15 protein-coding genes are annotated in these 17,994 nt (G+C 55.4%); 6 read left to right on the forward strand and 9 right to left on the reverse strand.

Annotated features, from left to right (window positions below; genetic code table 11):
* A partial coding sequence (locus VMW13_03780) for an amidase (protein ID HUV43933.1) occupies positions 1-759 on the reverse strand: 759 nt, incomplete at its 3' end.
* Positions 760-978: 219 nt separating this feature from the next.
* On the opposite strand from VMW13_03780, the gene VMW13_03785 reads away from it, so the two are divergent.
* Together VMW13_03785 and VMW13_03790 are read left to right on the forward strand one after the other, a co-directional pair.
* Positions 979-1,959, forward strand: a complete 981-nt coding sequence (locus tag VMW13_03785; protein HUV43934.1) for a GNAT family N-acetyltransferase — start codon at positions 979-981, stop codon at positions 1,957-1,959.
* Between the two features lie 24 nt (positions 1,960-1,983).
* The gene (locus tag VMW13_03790; GenBank protein ID HUV43935.1) at positions 1,984-3,219 is read left to right on the forward strand and encodes a glycosyltransferase; all 1,236 of its coding nucleotides are present in this window, start codon (positions 1,984-1,986) and stop codon (positions 3,217-3,219) included.
* Here VMW13_03790 and VMW13_03795 read toward each other — a convergent pair.
* A complete protein-coding gene (locus VMW13_03795) occupies positions 3,216-4,130 on the reverse strand; it encodes a GNAT family N-acetyltransferase (GenBank protein HUV43936.1) in 915 nt (304 codons plus the stop codon). The genes VMW13_03790 and VMW13_03795 overlap by 4 nt on opposite strands.
* Before the next feature lie 86 nt (positions 4,131-4,216).
* On the opposite strand from VMW13_03795, the gene VMW13_03800 reads away from it, so the two are divergent.
* The gene (locus tag VMW13_03800; GenBank protein HUV43937.1) at positions 4,217-4,918 is read left to right on the forward strand and encodes a PIG-L deacetylase family protein; all 702 of its coding nucleotides are present in this window, start codon (positions 4,217-4,219) and stop codon (positions 4,916-4,918) included.
* 22 nt (positions 4,919-4,940) lie between these two features.
* On the opposite strand, the gene VMW13_03805 is transcribed toward VMW13_03800, so the two are convergent.
* The 5 genes from VMW13_03805 to VMW13_03825 form a co-directional block, all read right to left on the reverse strand.
* Positions 4,941-5,579 carry an MBL fold metallo-hydrolase gene (locus VMW13_03805; GenBank protein ID HUV43938.1) on the reverse strand — a complete coding sequence of 213 codons (639 nt, stop codon included), beginning with the start codon at positions 5,577-5,579 and terminating at the stop codon, positions 4,941-4,943.
* A 309-nt stretch (positions 5,580-5,888) separates the two neighbouring features.
* On the reverse strand, positions 5,889-6,257 hold the full coding sequence (locus VMW13_03810; GenBank protein ID HUV43939.1) for a hypothetical protein: 369 nt from the start codon (positions 6,255-6,257) through the stop codon (positions 5,889-5,891).
* 163 nt (positions 6,258-6,420) lie between these two features.
* Positions 6,421-7,722, reverse strand: coding sequence for an anaerobic sulfatase maturase (locus tag VMW13_03815; protein ID HUV43940.1), 1,302 nt, complete (start codon positions 7,720-7,722; stop codon positions 6,421-6,423).
* A gap of 119 nt (positions 7,723-7,841) precedes the next feature.
* Positions 7,842-9,326: an alpha-L-arabinofuranosidase C-terminal domain-containing protein gene (locus VMW13_03820; GenBank protein HUV43941.1), complete on the reverse strand. Its 1,485-nt coding sequence runs from the start codon at positions 9,324-9,326 to the stop codon at positions 7,842-7,844.
* Between the two features lie 112 nt (positions 9,327-9,438).
* Entirely contained in the window at positions 9,439-10,899 is a 1,461-nt protein-coding gene (locus VMW13_03825) for a hypothetical protein (GenBank protein HUV43942.1), read from the reverse strand.
* 331 nt (positions 10,900-11,230) lie between these two features.
* Between VMW13_03825 and ltaE the strand changes: the two genes are divergently transcribed.
* From ltaE to VMW13_03840, 3 genes are all read left to right on the forward strand, one after another.
* The gene (gene ltaE / locus VMW13_03830; GenBank protein ID HUV43943.1) at positions 11,231-12,271 is read left to right on the forward strand and encodes a low-specificity L-threonine aldolase; all 1,041 of its coding nucleotides are present in this window, start codon (positions 11,231-11,233) and stop codon (positions 12,269-12,271) included.
* Between the two features lie 260 nt (positions 12,272-12,531).
* On the forward strand, positions 12,532-13,833 hold the full coding sequence (locus tag VMW13_03835; GenBank protein HUV43944.1) for an MFS transporter: 1,302 nt from the start codon (positions 12,532-12,534) through the stop codon (positions 13,831-13,833).
* A gap of 200 nt (positions 13,834-14,033) precedes the next feature.
* Positions 14,034-15,464 carry a CoA-binding protein gene (locus VMW13_03840; GenBank protein HUV43945.1) on the forward strand — a complete coding sequence of 477 codons (1,431 nt, stop codon included), beginning with the start codon at positions 14,034-14,036 and terminating at the stop codon, positions 15,462-15,464.
* A 337-nt stretch (positions 15,465-15,801) separates the two neighbouring features.
* Here the strand turns inward: VMW13_03840 and VMW13_03845 are convergent, their stop codons facing one another.
* A complete protein-coding gene (locus tag VMW13_03845) occupies positions 15,802-16,905 on the reverse strand; it encodes a serine hydrolase (protein HUV43946.1) in 1,104 nt (367 codons plus the stop codon).
* Positions 16,902-17,753, reverse strand: a complete 852-nt coding sequence (gene fdhD / locus VMW13_03850; GenBank protein HUV43947.1) for a formate dehydrogenase accessory sulfurtransferase FdhD — start codon at positions 17,751-17,753, stop codon at positions 16,902-16,904. The genes VMW13_03845 and fdhD overlap by 4 nt, the downstream gene beginning before the upstream one ends.
* Between the last annotated feature and the right edge of the window lie 241 nt (positions 17,754-17,994).

The following is a 17,994-nucleotide window of genomic DNA, read 5'->3' on the forward strand; positions in this document are numbered from 1 at the left end:
CAGATAGCTCAGATGCGTGTCCGGCAGAGAGAAGTGGTCCCTGTCATCCCTACCCGCGATGATTTCCATTGCCAGGGCTGCATCCCTGACGGTACGCGTTATCGGCCCGGTGACAGACAACCCCTCCCAGAGGCCCGGGAAGCCCGGGGAAGCGGGAACACGCCCGTAGGACGGTTTTATACCGAAGACACCACACAGGCTGCTGGGAATTCGGATTGAGCCACCACCGTCACTCCCGATGGCCAGCGGCCCCATGCTCAGCGCCACAGCACAGGCTGCGCCACCGCTCGAACCCCCAGGGGTACATTCAAGATTCCAGGGGTTGCGTGTCGGTCCAAATATGTCATTATCGGTCACGGCAACCCATCCGAACTCCGGTGTGTTGGTCTTCCCGATGACGATTGCTCCGGCCTTTTTCAGACGCTCAACGACTATTGAGTCCTGCTCCGGAACAAAGTCCTCGTACAGCCGAGAACCGCCGGTAGTGCGAATACCCCTGGTGAAGACCAGGTCCTTGATGGACACCGGTACTCCATGCAACGGGCCAAGTTCCTCTTTCCTCAGTACTCTGGCTTCCGCCTGCTGTGCTTCCTTACGGGCGCTGTCAGCGACCACAGTGCAGTAGGCATTCACCTTCGGGTTAAGCTGCTCGATACGGTCAAGGACAGCATTCACCACTTCTACGGGGGAAAGCTCCCCGGCAGCAATCGCCTCCCGCATTTCCCATGCAGTCATACGGCAGATTTCCAGATTGTTCATGGTTCCCTCCCCGGTTAATAACCTCTGTGTATAGCAGAAAGTATAGACGATACCTCACCAGACGACAAGCGTTATCTGCCCGTCAGGAATACCCGTGCAAAGCACAGTATATAAACTGGTACAGCAGGCGGCTCTCCTCTCCATCCCCTGCCCTGCAACCTGACGGCTGGGGCCTCGTTGCTTCCACCCTGAGCCCGTGTTACACTGGTATTTACGCCTATGGACTATACTATCACCGATGAAACCTTCGACTGGTTTGCCCGTTTCTGGGAAAGCCATCGTAATGATTTACGTTGGGACACTCTCTTCGTGCTACCCCCATGGCTGAATGAATGGCAGCAGTCATTTGCTCCTGAGATACATCCTTCCTTCCTGGTTGGCCGAGAGGACGAGAACGTCATCGGTATTGCTCCACTGCTAATCTCGGAGGGAAAAGCCTCCATTATCGGCAGCCCTGATGTTTGCGACTACGCGGACTTCATTACTGCCCCCGGCAAAGAGAGCGTTTTCTGCACTGCCTTGCTTAATACTATGAAGCAAAAAGGTGTCAGCCTCCTCGACCTCGGTTCTGTCCGACCTGATTCGGTGGTCATGTCTACGATGATAGAAACGGCACGGCAACTCGGGCACGAAGTATCCTGCCAGGAGGAAGATATCTCCCTGGAACGAGACCTGCCGCCCACCTGGGAGGAGTACCTGCAGTTCCTGAACTCCAAGCAGCGCCACGAGGTCAGAAGGAAGCTGAGAAGACTGGAAGAGACCGGTAGCGTGAACTACCGTTTCATCAGCGATGTTGAGTCTGTACCGGGATTCATGGACACCTTCCTGGAACTCTTTGGTAAAAGCCAGGAAGACAAGGCCGCCTTCATGACCGGTGAGATGGAGGGATTCTTCCAATCGATGATGGTGGCGATGTCCCGGGCTGGTCTGCTCAGGTCCGGCATCCTCGAACTGGACGGAGTGGCGGTGGCGGTAATCATCGTTTTCGACTACAATGGTATTATATACCTGTACAACAGCGCCTTCGATCCCGAGTACAGTCCGTTGAGCGTCGGAGTGCTCTCCAAGGCTCTGTTCATCAAGGATAGCATTGAGAGGGGCAGGAAGAGGTTTGATTTTCTCAAGGGCAACGAGCACTACAAGCACCACCTCGGTGGTCAGGAGGTCCAACTCTACCGCTGCCGGATCACTATTGCCTGACACCACGCGCGATACAGGAGTTCGATGACCGTCCGACCGATGAAGCTGGCTTTACTCTGCGCCCATAGCTGTCCGGTGGGCAACCTCGGGGCCAAGGACACCGGCGGTATGAATGTCTATGTCCGCGAATTGGCCAGCCATCTCGGCAGTCAGGGGCACCTGGTTGACATCTATACGCGTGTCCACGACCCCAATGACGACCAGGTGGTGGAAATCAGCGATAACGCTCGTTTGATACACTTGCAAGCCGGTGACTTCGAGGACATTCACAAGCTGATGGTCTATGCCTACCTGCCGGACTTCGTCTGCAACCTAGAGGACTTCCGCCGGGAACACAACCTGTGTTATGACCTGGTCTTCAGCCACTACTGGCTCTCAGGCTGGGCAGGCAAGCTGCTGCAATGTTGGTGGAATGTCCCGCACATGACCATGTTCCACACCCTGGGCGCTGTCAAGAACGCTCTCGGTATCGGTGAGGATGAGCCGGAGCTACGCATCGAGGCGGAGAGGAACCTGATCGGGGACAGCCAGCGCATCATCATCGCTACGGAGCGCGACAAAGCGCAGCTCATCGCTAACTACTCGGCCAATCCTGACCGGATCAGCGTTATTCCTTGCGGCGTCAACCTTGACCGGTTCCAGCCAACTGACACTGGCGAAGCCCGCCGATATCTCGGTCTCAGCGAGGAGGACAAGGTAGTCCTCTTCGTCGGCAGGATCGAACCGCTCAAGGGGATAGACAGGCTGATACAGGCGGTAGGCCTGCTCAGGGACACGCCTAATCTGAAGCTGATCGTCATCGGCGGCGACGCGTGCAGTCGAGACGATGTAGACCAACTGAAGAGTCTGTGTCGCTCCCTCGGGATAGAGGACTCGGTCAGTTTCCAGGAACTGGTGAAGCAGGAGAGGCTTCCCTGCTACTACAGCGCCGCTGATGTTACCGTCATGCCCTCGTACTACGAGAGCTTCGGGCTGGTTGCCCTGGAGTCACTCGCCTGCGGCACGCCGGTGGTGACCACCAGGGTGGGTGACATGGAGAACATCGTCATCGATGGCAAGACAGGCTACGTGGTGGCGGACAACACACCTGAATTGCTGGCCGACAGGATATCCCGGCTCCTTGCGAGACCGCACGGTGGCAACAGCGACAAAGCCTTCATAGTGGAGTCGGTCGCCCGATTCGACTGGGCAAATATTGCCGAAATGATCGCCGAGGAGTGTGACCGAGTGCTTACCGACCGCCTGGTCGGTTCGGCCTAGTCCAGGGACTTCTCATACCACAGGCTGGTGTCCCTGTGTGTAAAGCCGACCGACTGATAGAGGGCGCAGGCGACAGTGTTCTCGCTATCAACGGTGATTTGAGCTGTCTTGAAGCCCTTCTCTTTGAGATAGGACAGCCCGTCCAGCAGTAGCTCCCGGCCAAGACCCTTCCCACGGTAGTCCGGGTCAACACCGAGCATGCCAATCCTACCCCAGATCTTACCCCTTCCGTTCTCCTGTATCCTTACCCAGCAGTACCCGACGGGTCTCTCTCCATCCATAGCAATGCGGACGCCTTCAGTAGCACTGCCGTTGTGAGTAGCGTAGCTTATCTCTTCAGTTGTATTGGGACTGAACCCCCAGGTGCCGGTGAATGAACGATTCTGAATGTCGGTCAGTATATGCACCTCGTCAGTGCCCAGGGGACGTATCGGCAACGCACTCCGGACCGGCTCGGGCAGCCGCACCGGGTCCACTATAAGCTCTATCGAGCGGCGTATGACCTGGAAGCCAGCCTGTTCCAGGACCACTCGGGCCAATGCATTTTCATCCCGTACATTCACGTGGGCTACTTCTATTCCCAGGGCTATGGCCCGCACAACTGCCTGCTGGAATAGCCTGTGTGCCAGACCACGCCTGCGGTGTTGTGGTCCAATCAGACAGTCCAGGACCACCCGGCCTATCTTCGGCTCAGCGTTTATGTCCAGGTAACCCACCAACTCACCACCTTTATCAGCGACAAACAGGTCGTGCTCCGGTGTATAGCCCGGTCGGTCGAGACTCTCCCGTATGACGTCTGGAGACAGGTAGCCTGTATCGGGTGACAACTCGGCGGAGTCGTTCCTCAGACGCACGAAAGAGTGAATATCCTCAGGGCGGTAGTTCCGAATTATGTAGCCACTATCAAGCATTCCGTAGTAATCTCCCCTCGTGAGAATTGTGTCCGCTCCCTCGGATATTATACAATATATGTTTGTACTTAGTTCAGAGGAGATTTATGGATACTGTAAAACCTGTTCATGCATTAGTGTTCACACCACATCCGGACGATGCCGAGTTCGGCGTGGCCGGTACGGTGGTTAACTGGGTGAGGGAGGGCAAGGATGTTGTATACGTCGTCTGCACCAACGGAGACAAGGGCACCAGCGACCCCGACGTGGACCCGGCAGAGCTAGCCAGGACCCGTGAGGAGGAGCAACTGGCGGCGGCGGAGTTGCTGGGTGTACGTGAGGTGGTATTCCTGCGATACCCGGACGCGGGATTGGAGGATACCCCCGAGTTCCGAAAAGAGCTTGTGCGCATGATACGGAAATACCGGCCGAATACCGTGGTTACCGCCGACCCATACCGCAAGTACATCTGGCACAGGGACCATCGGATTGTCGGGCGGGTAGTCATGGATGCCATCTTTCCCTATGCCAGAGACGTCCATGCCTATCCTGACCTGCACGAGCAGGGCTTCGAACCACACCGGGTCAGAGAGGTCCTGCTGTGGGGCTCACCGGACACCAACTACCACCTGGATATCACCGATACCTTTGATATCAAGTTAGCCGCCCTGGCCTGTCATAAAAGTCAGATAAACCCTGACCGCTTCCCCGAGATGGAGCAACGCATGAGAGAGCGCTACCGCCTTATGTCGGAGGGCTCGGGGTTCGAACTGGCCGAGGCATTCCACCGTGAGGAGCTCTGGCGGTAGGCAGTTCAGCCATTACCAGGCACTAGGAAGACAGCCAGAGCACATCACCGCACAGGTTCGGAGTGTGACTCCGCGATTTGAAAACGGCGATTTCTTCTTTTTCTTTCTTGAGCACAGTCGGGTCACCATGCCCCGAATACACTTTGGTATCGTCGGGCAGTACCAGCAGCTTATCAGTTATTGACTCGACTATCTGCCGGAACGCGTCCGGTGACCCTGTCTTACCCGGCCCCCCGGGGAATAGCGTATCCCCGGATACGAGGTGTTTATCGGTATAGAAGCAAATTCCCCCGGGTGTATGGCCCGGTGTGTGCAGTACCTTGAGCTCTATCTTGCCGAAGGAAACGATATCGCCATCGTTGAGCAGGATATCCGGCGACGAAGGCAAGGCATCCAGAGGATGAGCGGCCACGGGAATCTGCAACTGCGAACGTAACTGAACAAGGGCACCAAGGTGGTCGAAGTGATTGTGCGTTATCAGGATATACCTGGGGCTGGTACCCTTTGCCTGCTCCAGAATCTTACCGGCATCTCCGGGGGCATCGACGATAACGCTGTCCCCGGTCTCCTGACAGACGAGTAAGTAGGCGTTGGAGACCATTCCACCACCGACATCAAGCTGCACAATCTTGATACTGCTGTCTTCAGCTACAACTGGCATTTCACTAACCTCCCGTCTTGCAGCTATGCACCGCCCGGATAGGGAAGAATGCAGGATTTACCGAGCCGACCGATGCATACTATGATAGCAGTATATTACCACAGCAGGTGAGATAAAATAAGAAAGGCCTCCAAAAAGGAGACCTTCTGCCATCACAACTAAACAATATTATACTACACCCATAGGCCGGTTGTCAAATTTCCGAACGTGTTTCATGTAAATGGCTGCGTTCAAGGGGCTTCCGGAGATAGCAATATACTGCATAGTCCAACGTATAGCTTCAGAGCTTTGTAAACAAAGTATTCCACACTATTCAAACTCGTCTTTAGATAGAGCTATAAGTATGATGGCCGGTATTCCCAATGGAAGCACCGACAATGTACCTGCAATTGAACCGGCAAGTGACCATTTCCACTTCTTTCTCTGCATGGCAAGAACCCCACCTGCCAGAGCAAGTACCCCGATAACAATTGACAGAACAGGTACTCCAAAGATAATGCTCGGTACAAACGGAGGTATATCTCCCTTACCAAGTCCGCTTATATTGCCAAGCCCAACAGCATAGTTGACAGCCCCTAATGAAGCAAGAGCTCCGGAGACTATTGTCAGGATTCCGCCAATCACAGGCCTGCGTGTTTTTTTCACACTTCTTCCTTCAGTGAAAGTAATGTAGAGCATACTGCAAAGCATTCTGTAAATATCGTGCCATCACTGGCAATTCCGTCTTTGTGCAGCACCCGAACAGGTGGCCATTCATCGTGTTACATCGCACCTCGCCCGTATGATGTGGGATGGTCAGCCTTACTGCCATCACCTCGTTTACTGACCTGGAGAAGTGGCACTACCGACCGTGGCAGTTCTTGAATTTAAGTCCGCTGCCGCAGGGGCAGGGGTCGTTGCGCTGTGCCGTAGCGAACCTCATATGGAGCCGAGCGTCCTGCTGTGCTATTACGTACATTATGTTTGCCGGGGAACGGCCTTCCCGTAACTCCTCGGCCATGTACTGCATCGTCGGACCAATATGGGCAAACAGGTCCCGGTATCCTTCGCACAGGTAGTTCAGCCCCGGTTCACCGTCCGGTGTGGAAAGAATGCGGTTCTTGGGGCAACCGCCGTTACAAATGAACTTTACACTGCATTCACGACAGTACCCGGGCAGAGAATCACGCTTGGCATGACTGAAACGGACCTGTTGCTCCGACGTTACCAGTTCAGTAAGGTCTCGCGAGCTAATGTTGTCCAGGTAATAACGCGGCTCCACGAAATGGTCGCACGAATAGAGGTCACCGTTATGCTCCAGTACCATGGCGGTGCCGCAGGTCTCATCGAAGATGCACAGACCGGGGCTTTCTCCCGCCCAGGCAGCAAGGGCAACATCGAATATCTGCACGAAGACCGTCCCGACATCACGCCGGACCCACTCATCAAAGATAGTCTTCAGGAAAGAGCCGTACTGCTTTCCCGTGACCGAGTGCGGTGTCAGGGCATTACCTTCCTGAAAGCCGGTCTCGTTGTCCCTCAGGACGATAGGAATGAACTGCATGAAGTGCGCCTCCACCTTGCCACGCAGGAACCGGTACACCTCAAGCGGGTAGTCAACATTAGCGGCATGAACACAGGTTAACGTGTTGAAATCAACGTTGTGCTTGTTTAGATACTCCACACCGGCCATTACCCGGTCAAGGGTCGGCTGGCCCCCTTTATCAACCCGGTAGGCATCATGCATTTCATGAGGTCCGTCAATACTGATACCGACAAGGAAGTCATACCTCTTGAAGAACCGGCACCACTCGTCATCGAGGAGAACCCCGTTGGTCTGCACAGCATTCTTGATTATCATGCCCGGCCGACTGTACTTCTGCTGGAACTGTAGCGCACGCTCAAAGAATTCCAGTCCTGCCAGCAGCGGCTCACCACCCTGCCAGGCAAAGGTCACCTCCGGTACCTGCTGCGCCCTGATATACTGGCGAGTAAACGCCTCGAGCATGTCATCATCCATACGGAAGTCGCCATCGGGGTAGAGCTGCTCCTTACGCAGGTAGTAGCAGTACTGGCAGTCAAGGTTGCATACCGCACCACGCGGCTTGACCATCACGTTGAAAGCCAATGGTGACCGCGAGTTTTCTCCCTGCCTTGCATTCACTTATCCGACCTCCCAACAGACTCGACAGTTACTGGACCAGCTCTGCGTCACGCCTTATGGACAGAACACTGGATTCCTGTCAAGAGTCATTTTAACTGCATATTCAGAATCTTGGATTCCTACCGACCCACCGAATATACCAGAGCCGTCACCGAATGCGGCTCGAATGTGTAGGTCATGGAAGGGCCTTCAACAACGAGAGAGCTCTCGCGCGTCATTACCTGGTCTGGCGTGTCGAAGGTGTTTTCCGATTTGATGTCCGTACCATTGACCACATAAGCACGAGCATCCCCGGCAAAGCGGCCGTCAAACAGTGAGATGGTCGTCTCCATCGGTTGGGTCCTGCTTCGGTTGACAACGTAGAGGACCAACTCCTTCTTCTTTTCGTCAATAGTCGCCGAGACGTCAAGTATGCGGACACCCGTGCGCCTCCCGCCAGTGAACGTTTCCCCCTCCCACCATACATCGAGCGCCGCCGGTCCACAAGTCCGACTGTACATCTCGAAGGGGTAGAAGATTGTCTGCAACACCAGGCCATCCGGTCTGGTGAAGATGGGAGCAATCACGTTCACAATCTGGGCAAGGTTGGCCATTCGCACTGTGGAGGCGTGCCGTACAAAGGCATTCAGGTGCGTCGCCACAACCAGCGCATCCTCCAGGTTGTAGGTCTCCTCCAGCTGGTTCCTGTCTTTTGGCCCGGTGTCAGATGACGGGCGTTCCCGGTACCAGACGTTCCACTCATCAACAGCGATATGGACCGGTCGCCTGATGCCCCTCTCGATGCAGACAACTCGGATCAGGCCTTCATAGGCGCAGAGACGCTCCTCGATGAACTCAGAGCGGGCCATATAGAAGGTGAAGTCGTCCTGCGGATTGCCCACATACCAGTGCAGGGCCATATAGTCAATCAGGTCGCCCGCCTGCTCCAGGAGCAGCTGCCCACGCTCCACGAAGTCCTCTCCCCAGAGCGAGACCGCCGATGCAACCAGCTTGATGTCCGGGTCCACCCACTTCATCACCTTGCCGAACTCGGCAAAGGCCCGCGCGTATTCCTGCGGAGTCTTGTGGCCGATCTGCCAGGGGCCGTCCACCTCGTTGCCGATACCCCAGTACCTTACCTTGTGTGGTTCTGGAAATCCGTGCTCATGCCGCAACCTCACCAGGGCTGAGTCCTGCGTGCCGTTGCAGTATTCCACCCAGTCACGGGCCTCCCTCATATCGCCGTCACCGCAGTTGACCACGAGATACGGTTCTGAACCAAGCTTGCGACAGAAACGGACAAACTCGTCGGTCCCGAAGTGATTTGGGTCAGTGACAAACCAGGCAAGGTCAGCCCGGGCGGGGCGTTCCGGGACCGGTCCAATTCCATCCCGCCAGCGGTATCCAGAGGCGAAATTCCCGCCGGGATACCGTATCAGCGGCATCCGCAGCCGGCGGAGAGCATCGAGCACGTCGGTCCGCAGACCGTGCTCGTCGGCTAATGGAGAGTCCGGCTCGTAGATTCCGCCGTAGATACAGCGGCCCAGGTGTTCCGCAAACCCGCCGAAGATGTTGCGGTCGATTGCGCCCAGGGTACGTTCCAGATCGATTCTTATGCTGTTCAAATCCCGCCTCCTTTACGCTCCGAGACAGGCTGTGAGAAGGTACTATCAGCATATAATGCATGGGAACCTCAGTCAAGGAAACCGGCTCCGGTCTGTCTCCTTTTTCTTCCTGCTACGAGATGTCACCAAACCGGGAAGACCTGATAAACTGATAGGCACCGACTGCAAGCAATGCGAAGAAGAGCCAGACCACATACGACAGGATGGTCAATACACCGGTCAGAGTGAGTCCGCCCATCACCAGACACCCCACTACTACGATGGCCATCAACAACCGCAGCAGAGCAAGCATAGCCACCGCTTGAATATGCCGTTTCACCTTCTTGTCGGTAATGCCCGCTTCCGGCCAGGGGTACTCGGCACCACCGTTTATTGCCCTGGCAATACGGGGCATCACCAGAGCATGGTTCTTCCAGTAGTAGCTGTGGTCTCGCACCGGATTATCCAGATTGATAACCCTGCGCCGTTTTACCTGGTCTTTGTGGACCTGTGCCTGCTCGATGATTTCGTCATCAAGGTCGCCCGCCGGCACCGGGTCGAAGCGAGCATAGATATCCAGCCAGAAGAACCGTTCCTGCAAGGACGCGGACTTCTGACCGGTACCGGGCTCGAATCCGGTTATCTGCCTGGCTAGAGGTCGGCGGAACTGCATCTGTGCATAAAGGTTTGATTTTCGGACCATACGAAAGACCTGGTTGATTCCACTACCTATAGTCACAAAGGTGAGCTTTTTCCGCTTCCCGCTGGCTCCCAACTGCTCCACCACCTGTGCAATCCTGCCACCTTCCCCGAGGGCATCGTAGGCCACCACTGCCCCCATGGAGTGAGCTATGATAGTGATATCCTCCACCTTCCCGAACTTATCATTCAGCATGTCGATAACGATGCTCTCCAACCTTCCTCTGGCACTCGCCGACCACATGCCATGCTCGATGTAACGCCTCACATCTCCGAGACTGCGGCTCAGGAACGGGTCCATCTTGTGGAGCCAGTCCAGAAAGCGTGCCAGGAATTGCAGCCGGGGCATCCAGTAGAGAGGCCATATGAAGAAAAGGGCCACCGGCACCACAACCGAGAGTGGTAGTAGCAAGAGACCCATCGCGAGCAGTTCCGCTCGGTAGACACAGTTTGTGAAAGCGTAAGCCCTCCAGTGGGATTTCTCGGGTGCCTGACGACCCTCCGGACGGTATTTCTCGTTATTAGCCGGGTCCCTCCAGAAACCCTCCCAGGCATACCTCAACTGACTACCAATCTGTGGCCATAGCCAGCGTAGCACCGAAGACGCCAACGGTGCCGGGAAGGCATCTGCCCAGAACGCCTCCTTGCAGACCCAGGTAGCTTCAGTGCTATCCGGTGCCCTGATGTACAGGGTGGCCGAAGGCGGGTCCGATGTTATGTCCGTCTCCCGCTTAATCACCGGATATGCCGGCGAATCTGTCCCCTGCCCTGCCGGCGACTCCAGCAGGGAATCCGCCAGGGAGTTGGTTACACTCGCCAGTAGCTCTCCCCGTTGCTCGTTATCACTGATACCGTGAATGACAATAACGCCGTGTCTTCCCTGAGAAAGTCCCATGAATCCCCCTCTGCCAGACTTCTTCTCGATTCACAAGTACCGGCCTGCCACATGGTTTTCTACCAGAGACGCAAGGCAGCCACACCTGCGAACACTCCCATTCAAACCGCATCTCCTGTACCTTTGAATGGATTTCTGTCGCGGTTTTCCTTGCCTGGACTCCCCTTATTCAGCACCATGCTAATATACTGTACCCCCTACAACACCTCGTTGACAATCCATCAGGCGAAGATTAAACTCGATTCTGTGTGTACCAATACTTGTGCCAGTACACTTCATCCCGGTCCCCTCTGGAAGCGAGGGGGCACTACCGGCAGGAGAGGAGATATCAGTGAAGGTTATTGACCTGCGTAGTGATACCGTAACCCTCCCCACAGACGAGATGCGCCGTGCCATGTATGAAGCAGAACTTGGTGATGACGTCTACGGGGAAGACCCTACAGTAAACCGGCTTGAGCAGATGACGTCCGAGATGCTTGGCAAGGAAGCAGCCCTGTTCACCACCAGCGGTACAATGGGCAATCTTCTCGCTATACTGGCCCAGACACGCCCCGGAGAAGAGGTTATCGTTGGCAGCGAAGCCCACATCTTCTGGTACGAGGTTGGCGGGGCATCCGCTCTGGGAGGGGTCATGCTGCGCACGGTACCAAATGATAGCGAGGGCCGGATGGACCTCGATTCAATTGAGCGGGCCATCCGCAGCAGGGACATACATTTCCCCCGGACCGCCCTGCTGTGCCTGGAAAACACCCACAATCGTTGCGGCGGCTCCGTCCTGACGCCCGATTTCACATCCTCTGTTGTCTCGCTGGCTCACGGTCACGACTTTCGTGTCCATCTCGATGGAGCGCGCATCTTCAATGCCGCTATCGCTCTGGGTGTGCCTGCCAGCGACCTTACCAGAGATGTCGACTCCGTCTGTTTCTGCCTCTCCAAAGGACTCAGCGCCCCGGTGGGTTCCATGCTCTGCGGCACCAGAGAGTTCATAGAAAGCGCCCGAAAGTGGCGCAAAATGGTCGGCGGTGGTATGCGCCAGGCCGGGGTTATTGCCGCCGCAGGTATCGTGGCACTCCAGACCACGGTGAACCGGCTCTCCGAGGACCACGCCAACGCGCGCCGCCTGGCACGCGGTCTGGAGAACATTCCCGGACTGTCAGTGCCCCGTGTGGAAGTACCGAGCAACATCGTCATGTTTGAGTCCGCCCTCGCTGCTTCCGGTGCTGATTTCATACGCCGGATGGACACGCGGGGTGTAAAGTTCGGCTACCGGGGCAACAACCGTTACCGGGCGGTAACACACCGCATGGTAGACTCCGCCGATATCGATGAAGCCCTGGACCGCATAGGACAATGCACTAAGGAGTTGGGTTAGAAAACCTCACAAGACGCGTATCGTTTGCGGCACTGCCGATAAATCGAGAAGATTCGAATTACACTCCTACTGCTTTGTATTATTATGTCAAGCTTGTTGACAATGAAGGCACAAACCCACTAGACTGCCTACAGGTAGACCGCACTACCAATGCTGAATGTTCAGGCAAGTGTGAACCGGTTGCCGGTTGCAGTGCGATACATGACCCGCCGGAGTTGTCTTCTTTCCAGCGGGTCTTTCTATATTGGAGAAGTAACTCGTTGAATTCAGACATCATCAGCAAGGTGAAAGCCAGGGGCAGGTCGGTATTCTACGGGTGGTGGATAGTATGGGTGGGTTTCATCATCAATGCCTTCGGTGTCGGCACCTTCTTCTACGGGTTCAGCACCTTCTTCAATCCGTTGATGGTCGAGTTCGGCTGGTCAAGAACACTGCTATCCGGTGTATTCTCCATGTCCCGCCTCGAAGGTGGTATCGAGGGACCGATTGTAGGATGGCTTACCGACCGGTTCGGGGCAAGACGGATACTTATCCTCGGGGTAATATTCACCGGCACCGGTTTCATCCTGCTGAAGCTGGTTAACAGCCCTCCTAGCCTCTATATAATATTTCTATTGGTTTCCATAGGCTTTAACATTGGCTACACGCATGCCACCGGCGCAGCTGTGGCCAAATGGTTTATCAAGAAGAGGAGCAGGGCCCTTTCCTTCCTTATCACCGGAAACGGTGTCGGCGGAGCGGTGTTCGTGCCTGTGATTGCCTGGCTTATTATCCAGTACGGATGGAGACTGGCGGCGGTCATCATCGGCGTGGCAACACTGGTCATTCCCCTTCCACTGAGCCTGCTTGTCAGAAGTACCCCTGAGGATATGGGTCTGCGGCCAGATGGTGAATCCCGGAAGTCTACCGGTTTCGCTTCTGATGCAGGGCATGGTTTCAACAAAGACCATCCTGATGATGAGGACCAGAAGGACATCAGCTTTACTGTCCGTGAAGCGATGAGAACGCGCGCTTTCTGGGTATATTCTGTCTCGATGATGCTGAGAGCCTGCATCCTGAGCTCAATTGTAGTCCACCAGATTCCTCATCTCACGGACATCGGCATCCCCTACCAGACTGCTTCCAACGTGCTCGGACTGATGGTACTTATGAGTGTTCCGGGCAGATTTATTTTCGGTTGGCTGGGTGACCGGTTCGATAAGAAAAAACTGCTATTTCTGCTTTGCGTTCTTCAGGGTGTGGGAATATTCATCTTCATCAACGCCGATACCCTCCCGCTGCTCTACCTCTTCGTGGTCGTATATGGACTGGGATATGGTGGTGTTATCCCATTGACGATTGCACTGCGAGCGGACCTGTTCGGCAGGAAGAATTACGCCACAATTGCCGGTATAACCATGTCTCTGAGTGTGGTCGGGACGGTATCGGCCCCACTCCTGGCAGGTTATCTCTACGACGTTACCCATAGCTACAGCCTGGCGTTCTACATCTTCATCGTGCTAATCGTTCTCTCCGGGGTGTTCTTCCTCATGATACCTCGTCCCACCCGCAGAGCGACATGATGTCCCCGATATCAGATTCTCCCGGGCATCAGCCGGTGGACCTGTGCATCCTGACATAGGCCACTGCTCACGTGTTGGGCATTTCGACTCCAGGATGGTACAATCATCGTAGACAGAAGGGACGTCAGTATTGTCTCAGTAATCAGCACCGATGTCTCTCCGGCTCCGAGTAGACATCGCACTTACGGGAGGTCCTATTAATGGCAACTCACCCATTGGAGGAAATCCTTCACCCCAGGGCTATCGCAGTGGTTGGGGCTTCAGGTGGCGGCGGGCGGGGATCCGGTTTTCTCGCGCCTCTTGTCGAACTGGGCTACAGGGGGCAGATCTACCCGGTCAACCCCAAGTACACGGAGATTATGGGTATCAAGGCCTACGCCAGCGTAAAGGATATACCTGGGGTGGTCGACTACGTAATCTCGTCTGTTCCGGCGTCACAGGTTCTGGGAATGATATCGGACTCCGCCGCGAAGGGCGTCAAGGCAATTCACCTCTACACCGCTCGTTTCAGTGAAACGGGACGCAAAGAGGCCGCTGATCTTGAGAAAGAAATACTAAACCAGGCGAGGAAAGCGGGTATTCGGCTCATTGGGCCGAATTGCATGGGCGTCTATTATCCTGGCGAACGGATATCCTTCAGCAGTGGCATGCCCACGGAGTCCGGGTCTGTAGGACTGGCTTCACAGAGTGGCTCGGCAATACATGAAATCGTCGACATGGCAGCGCAAAGGGGCTTACGCTTCAGCAAGGCTATAAGCTATGGCAACGCCCTTGATTTCAACGAGTCTGACTACCTGGAGTACTTCGCGCAGGACTCGGAGACAAAAGTAATCATGATGTACATCGAAGGCGTGCGCGACGGGAGGCGTTTCTATGATACCCTGCGCCGCACGACAGCCACCAAGCCGGTCATCATCGTCAAGGGTGGCAGGGGACAGTCGGGAGTCAGGGCCACCGCTTCTCACACGGCTTCCCTCGCCGGGTCCATGCAAGTGTGGGAGACAATGGTCAGCCAGGCCGGGGCTGTTTCTGCTCAGCATCCGAGCGAGCTGGTGGACGTGGCCACCGCGTTCCACTTCCTGCCGTCAATCTCCGGTCGAAGAGTGGGTGTAGCCGGTGGCGCCGGGGGAAGTAGCGTGCTTGCCGCCGACCTCTGCGAGGAAGCCGGGCTCGACGTTATTCCGTTGCCAATGGAGATTCGAGAGGAGATGAAAGCCCAGGGTAGCCCAATCTGGGACTGGATTGGCAACCCGGCAGATATGTCAATCAGGATAGACAGAAGCTGGGATACCGGGGAAATGCTGAAGATAATGGCCGGGAACTCGAACTTCGATCTACTGATTACCTTCGTACATGCACACTTCCACGGTGGTCAGGGGAAGGTCTCGGCGGATACGTTTCTCGAGCAGTACCGGCTGAACGAACTCAAAAACAAGCCGCTGCTGGCGGTGATGGAGGAGCGGGGACAGGGCAGCATTAACGACGATGACCATACCTGGATGCGGGAGCTGATGGAAGAAGTCAAGGCCGGGCTAATGGCCGCTGGCGTTCCAGGCTATCCGAGCATCGAACGAGCGGCTGGAGCTGCCAGTAAGCTTATTGGGTACTATCAGCGCAGGGAGTCTCGCTAGCGTGAAACCGGCAACCCAGCGTGCCTGCCCCCCGTACGGCGCCCAGTACTTAGTGACAGAGATACCAGCCAGTATGTTCCGCGGGGTGAGACCCTTCGGCTTCGGCTTGCTGGCAAAGCCAGCAGGCAATCTCATGGTGACACGTCATTCTTGAGCAAACTGCCACTGAGGTCAGTGGCGCAGAACCTCAATTCTCCACATAGTAGATTGCTTCGCTTCGCTCGCAAAGACAGGAGAGAGGATTGTCATTGCGAGGAGCACCAGCGACGAAGCAATCCGACCCTCCGTTGTCATTCTGAGCAACACGCAACTGGACCCTGGTCGCAGGACTGCGAACCTAGTCGCACGCCGCCATGATGTAGTCAAACAGCATCTCGCGCATCCAGAACTCGGGATCGCTTATGCTCATACTCGTAGTGAAGACGACCACCAGGTCAAGCTCCGGGGCAACGTATATCCTCTGCCCGTACAACCCGGCCGCGTAGTACACTCCGTCCTGTGGGTATGTCCACCAGCTCTGGTAGCCGTAGCCGCTGGTCGCTGAGGAAAGGTAATGGCTCTTCACGGCTTCGGCCACGAAGTCTGCCGGTACAACCTGTTTGCCGTCCCAGTTACCATTGTGTAGATATAGATAGCCGAACTTCGCCGCGTCACGAGGCTTTAGTGATAGCCCTCCCCCGCCATAGTAAATGCCGTGACGGTCATGTTCCCATGACACATCCTTTATTCCCAGTGGGCTAAACAGGTGCTCCCGTGCAAAATCAAGGGTATCATACCCGGTGACTTCTGTTATCAGAGCAGACAGCAGGTGTGTGGTTCCCCCATTGTAGTTCCACCTAACTCCCGGCTCCTCCATCATTGGCAGGTCGAGCACATACTGAACAGGATCGCTGCTGTAGTAGATAGCCCGAATGTAATCGTTACGCTGGTCAGTGTATGCGTATTTCCATTCCTCCCACTCGTAGCCCGCCTTCATCGTCAGGTAATCTTCCAGTGTGATAGACTCCTTCTGCTCGTCCATGTTATCCATAGTACGGTCTGAAAACAGGTCGACAATCCGGGCATGGATGCCCTCGATGTAGCCCTGCTCAATGGCGATACCTACGAGTGCGGAGACGAAGCTCTTTGTGACCGAGTGAAGGATGTGCGGCTTGTCCTCATCGTAGTCAGGTCGCGGATACTCCTCCAGCACGATGCGGCCGTGGCGAACCACCACGACGGAATCTATGTACATGCCACCCTTATTCATACCCTCAATATACGTGGTAACCCCGGCCAGCTTGACCGAATCCATATCCTGCTCTTCAGGCGCTGAGGTCCGCCAGCCCTCAGTAGGCCAGTATTCGCTGGATTCTTTGGTTGCGGTTTCCCCTGCGCCGCTGCAACCGGCAACAAGAGACAGAATCATCAGGGCTATCAAGATACAGGCCAGTTTCTTCATCGTTCTCCCTCCCTTCTCTGGAATACCGGTAATGAGTTACTACCCGGATTGCCGTCCGGTTCTTCGTCACGCAGAATTCTCCAGTCATAACTGAAGACATTCATTTTGCTCCCGCTAACGGAGCCAACCAGGGTTACCCCCAGACTGCCTGCCAGTTCCACCGCTACATCAGTGGGAGCGGCTATGGAGATGATAACGGGTATTCTCCTCCTGGCTACTTTGAGCAATATCTCCGAGGAGACCCTGCCGCTGGTAACCACCATCCGCCCATCTGTGAGTATATCCTCCATGAGGCATTTGCCAAAGACCTTGTCGATGGCATTATGCCGCCCGATATCCTCGGCGAAGACGAGGATATCGGTATCACACAGAGCGGCACTGTGAACACCGTGTGTCGCCTGGTAGAGTCGGGAGTGGTGCTGGAACTCCTTTACCAGGGTATATATCCCAGGCACCGTTACTTCACTTCTGTATTCTACCTTTGCCAGCGATTGAGCATCAGCAGCACTAGAGGCGGAAGTCCCTCTACCACCACTCGACGCTATCAAACGTTTGGCCAGGCGTTCACTCGTTAATTCCTTGCCTTCCCTGGTCTCGACACGGGCCACGCCTCTCCGGTCATCAACGGCAATGCTCCTGATTTCATCTTTAGTATCCAGTAGTCCCTCGGACAGAAGGAAGCCGACAGCCAGATACTCCAGGTCTGATGGAGAACAGAGCAGGGTTACCAGCTCCTGGTTGTTCAGGACAATGGTGAGGGAGAATTCCCTGGCAACCGTCTTCTCGATGCTGCTCTTGTTTTCCCCGACAAACTGTACTACCGGGAGTCCCTCAAGCTCGTTTTTCACCTTTCCTTGTCCCCTTCTCCAGCCACCAGTTGCAGCAAGACACCTGTGAGTCACCCCGGTCAACACCCTTCTTTTCCCCTGATAGTCTTGTGGCTTGTCCGAAGGTTACAAGTGACCGGAAGTAACCGCTCAGAGTAGACTACGCAATATTGATGCCCATTGACAAAGCAACATTATCCAGGATGCTTGACGGGGTCAAGACAGTACTATATCATACTAGATGCTCATAAGAAAGACCGGG

This window comes from Dehalococcoidales bacterium (assembly GCA_035529395.1).
Taxonomy (GTDB): Bacteria; Chloroflexota; Dehalococcoidia; order Dehalococcoidales; family Fen-1064; genus DUES01.

Coding starts and splice junctions, on each gene's coding strand:
- VMW13_03800 (HUV43937.1), top strand. CDS start 4,217: ATGGATACTGTAAAACCTGTTCATGCATTAGTGTTCACACCACATCCG.
- VMW13_03825 (HUV43942.1), bottom strand. CDS start 10,899: ATGGGACTTTCTCAGGGAAGACACGGCGTTATTGTCATTCACGGTATC.
- VMW13_03840 (HUV43945.1), top strand. CDS start 14,034: ATGGCAACTCACCCATTGGAGGAAATCCTTCACCCCAGGGCTATCGCA.
- VMW13_03810 (HUV43939.1), bottom strand. CDS start 6,257: ATGCTCTACATTACTTTCACTGAAGGAAGAAGTGTGAAAAAAACACGC.
- VMW13_03785 (HUV43934.1), top strand. CDS start 979: ATGGACTATACTATCACCGATGAAACCTTCGACTGGTTTGCCCGTTTC.
- VMW13_03805 (HUV43938.1), bottom strand. CDS start 5,579: ATGCCAGTTGTAGCTGAAGACAGCAGTATCAAGATTGTGCAGCTTGAT.
- VMW13_03795 (HUV43936.1), bottom strand. CDS start 4,130: ATGCTTGATAGTGGCTACATAATTCGGAACTACCGCCCTGAGGATATT.
- VMW13_03845 (HUV43946.1), bottom strand. CDS start 16,905: ATGAAGAAACTGGCCTGTATCTTGATAGCCCTGATGATTCTGTCTCTT.
- VMW13_03790 (HUV43935.1), top strand. CDS start 1,984: ATGACCGTCCGACCGATGAAGCTGGCTTTACTCTGCGCCCATAGCTGT.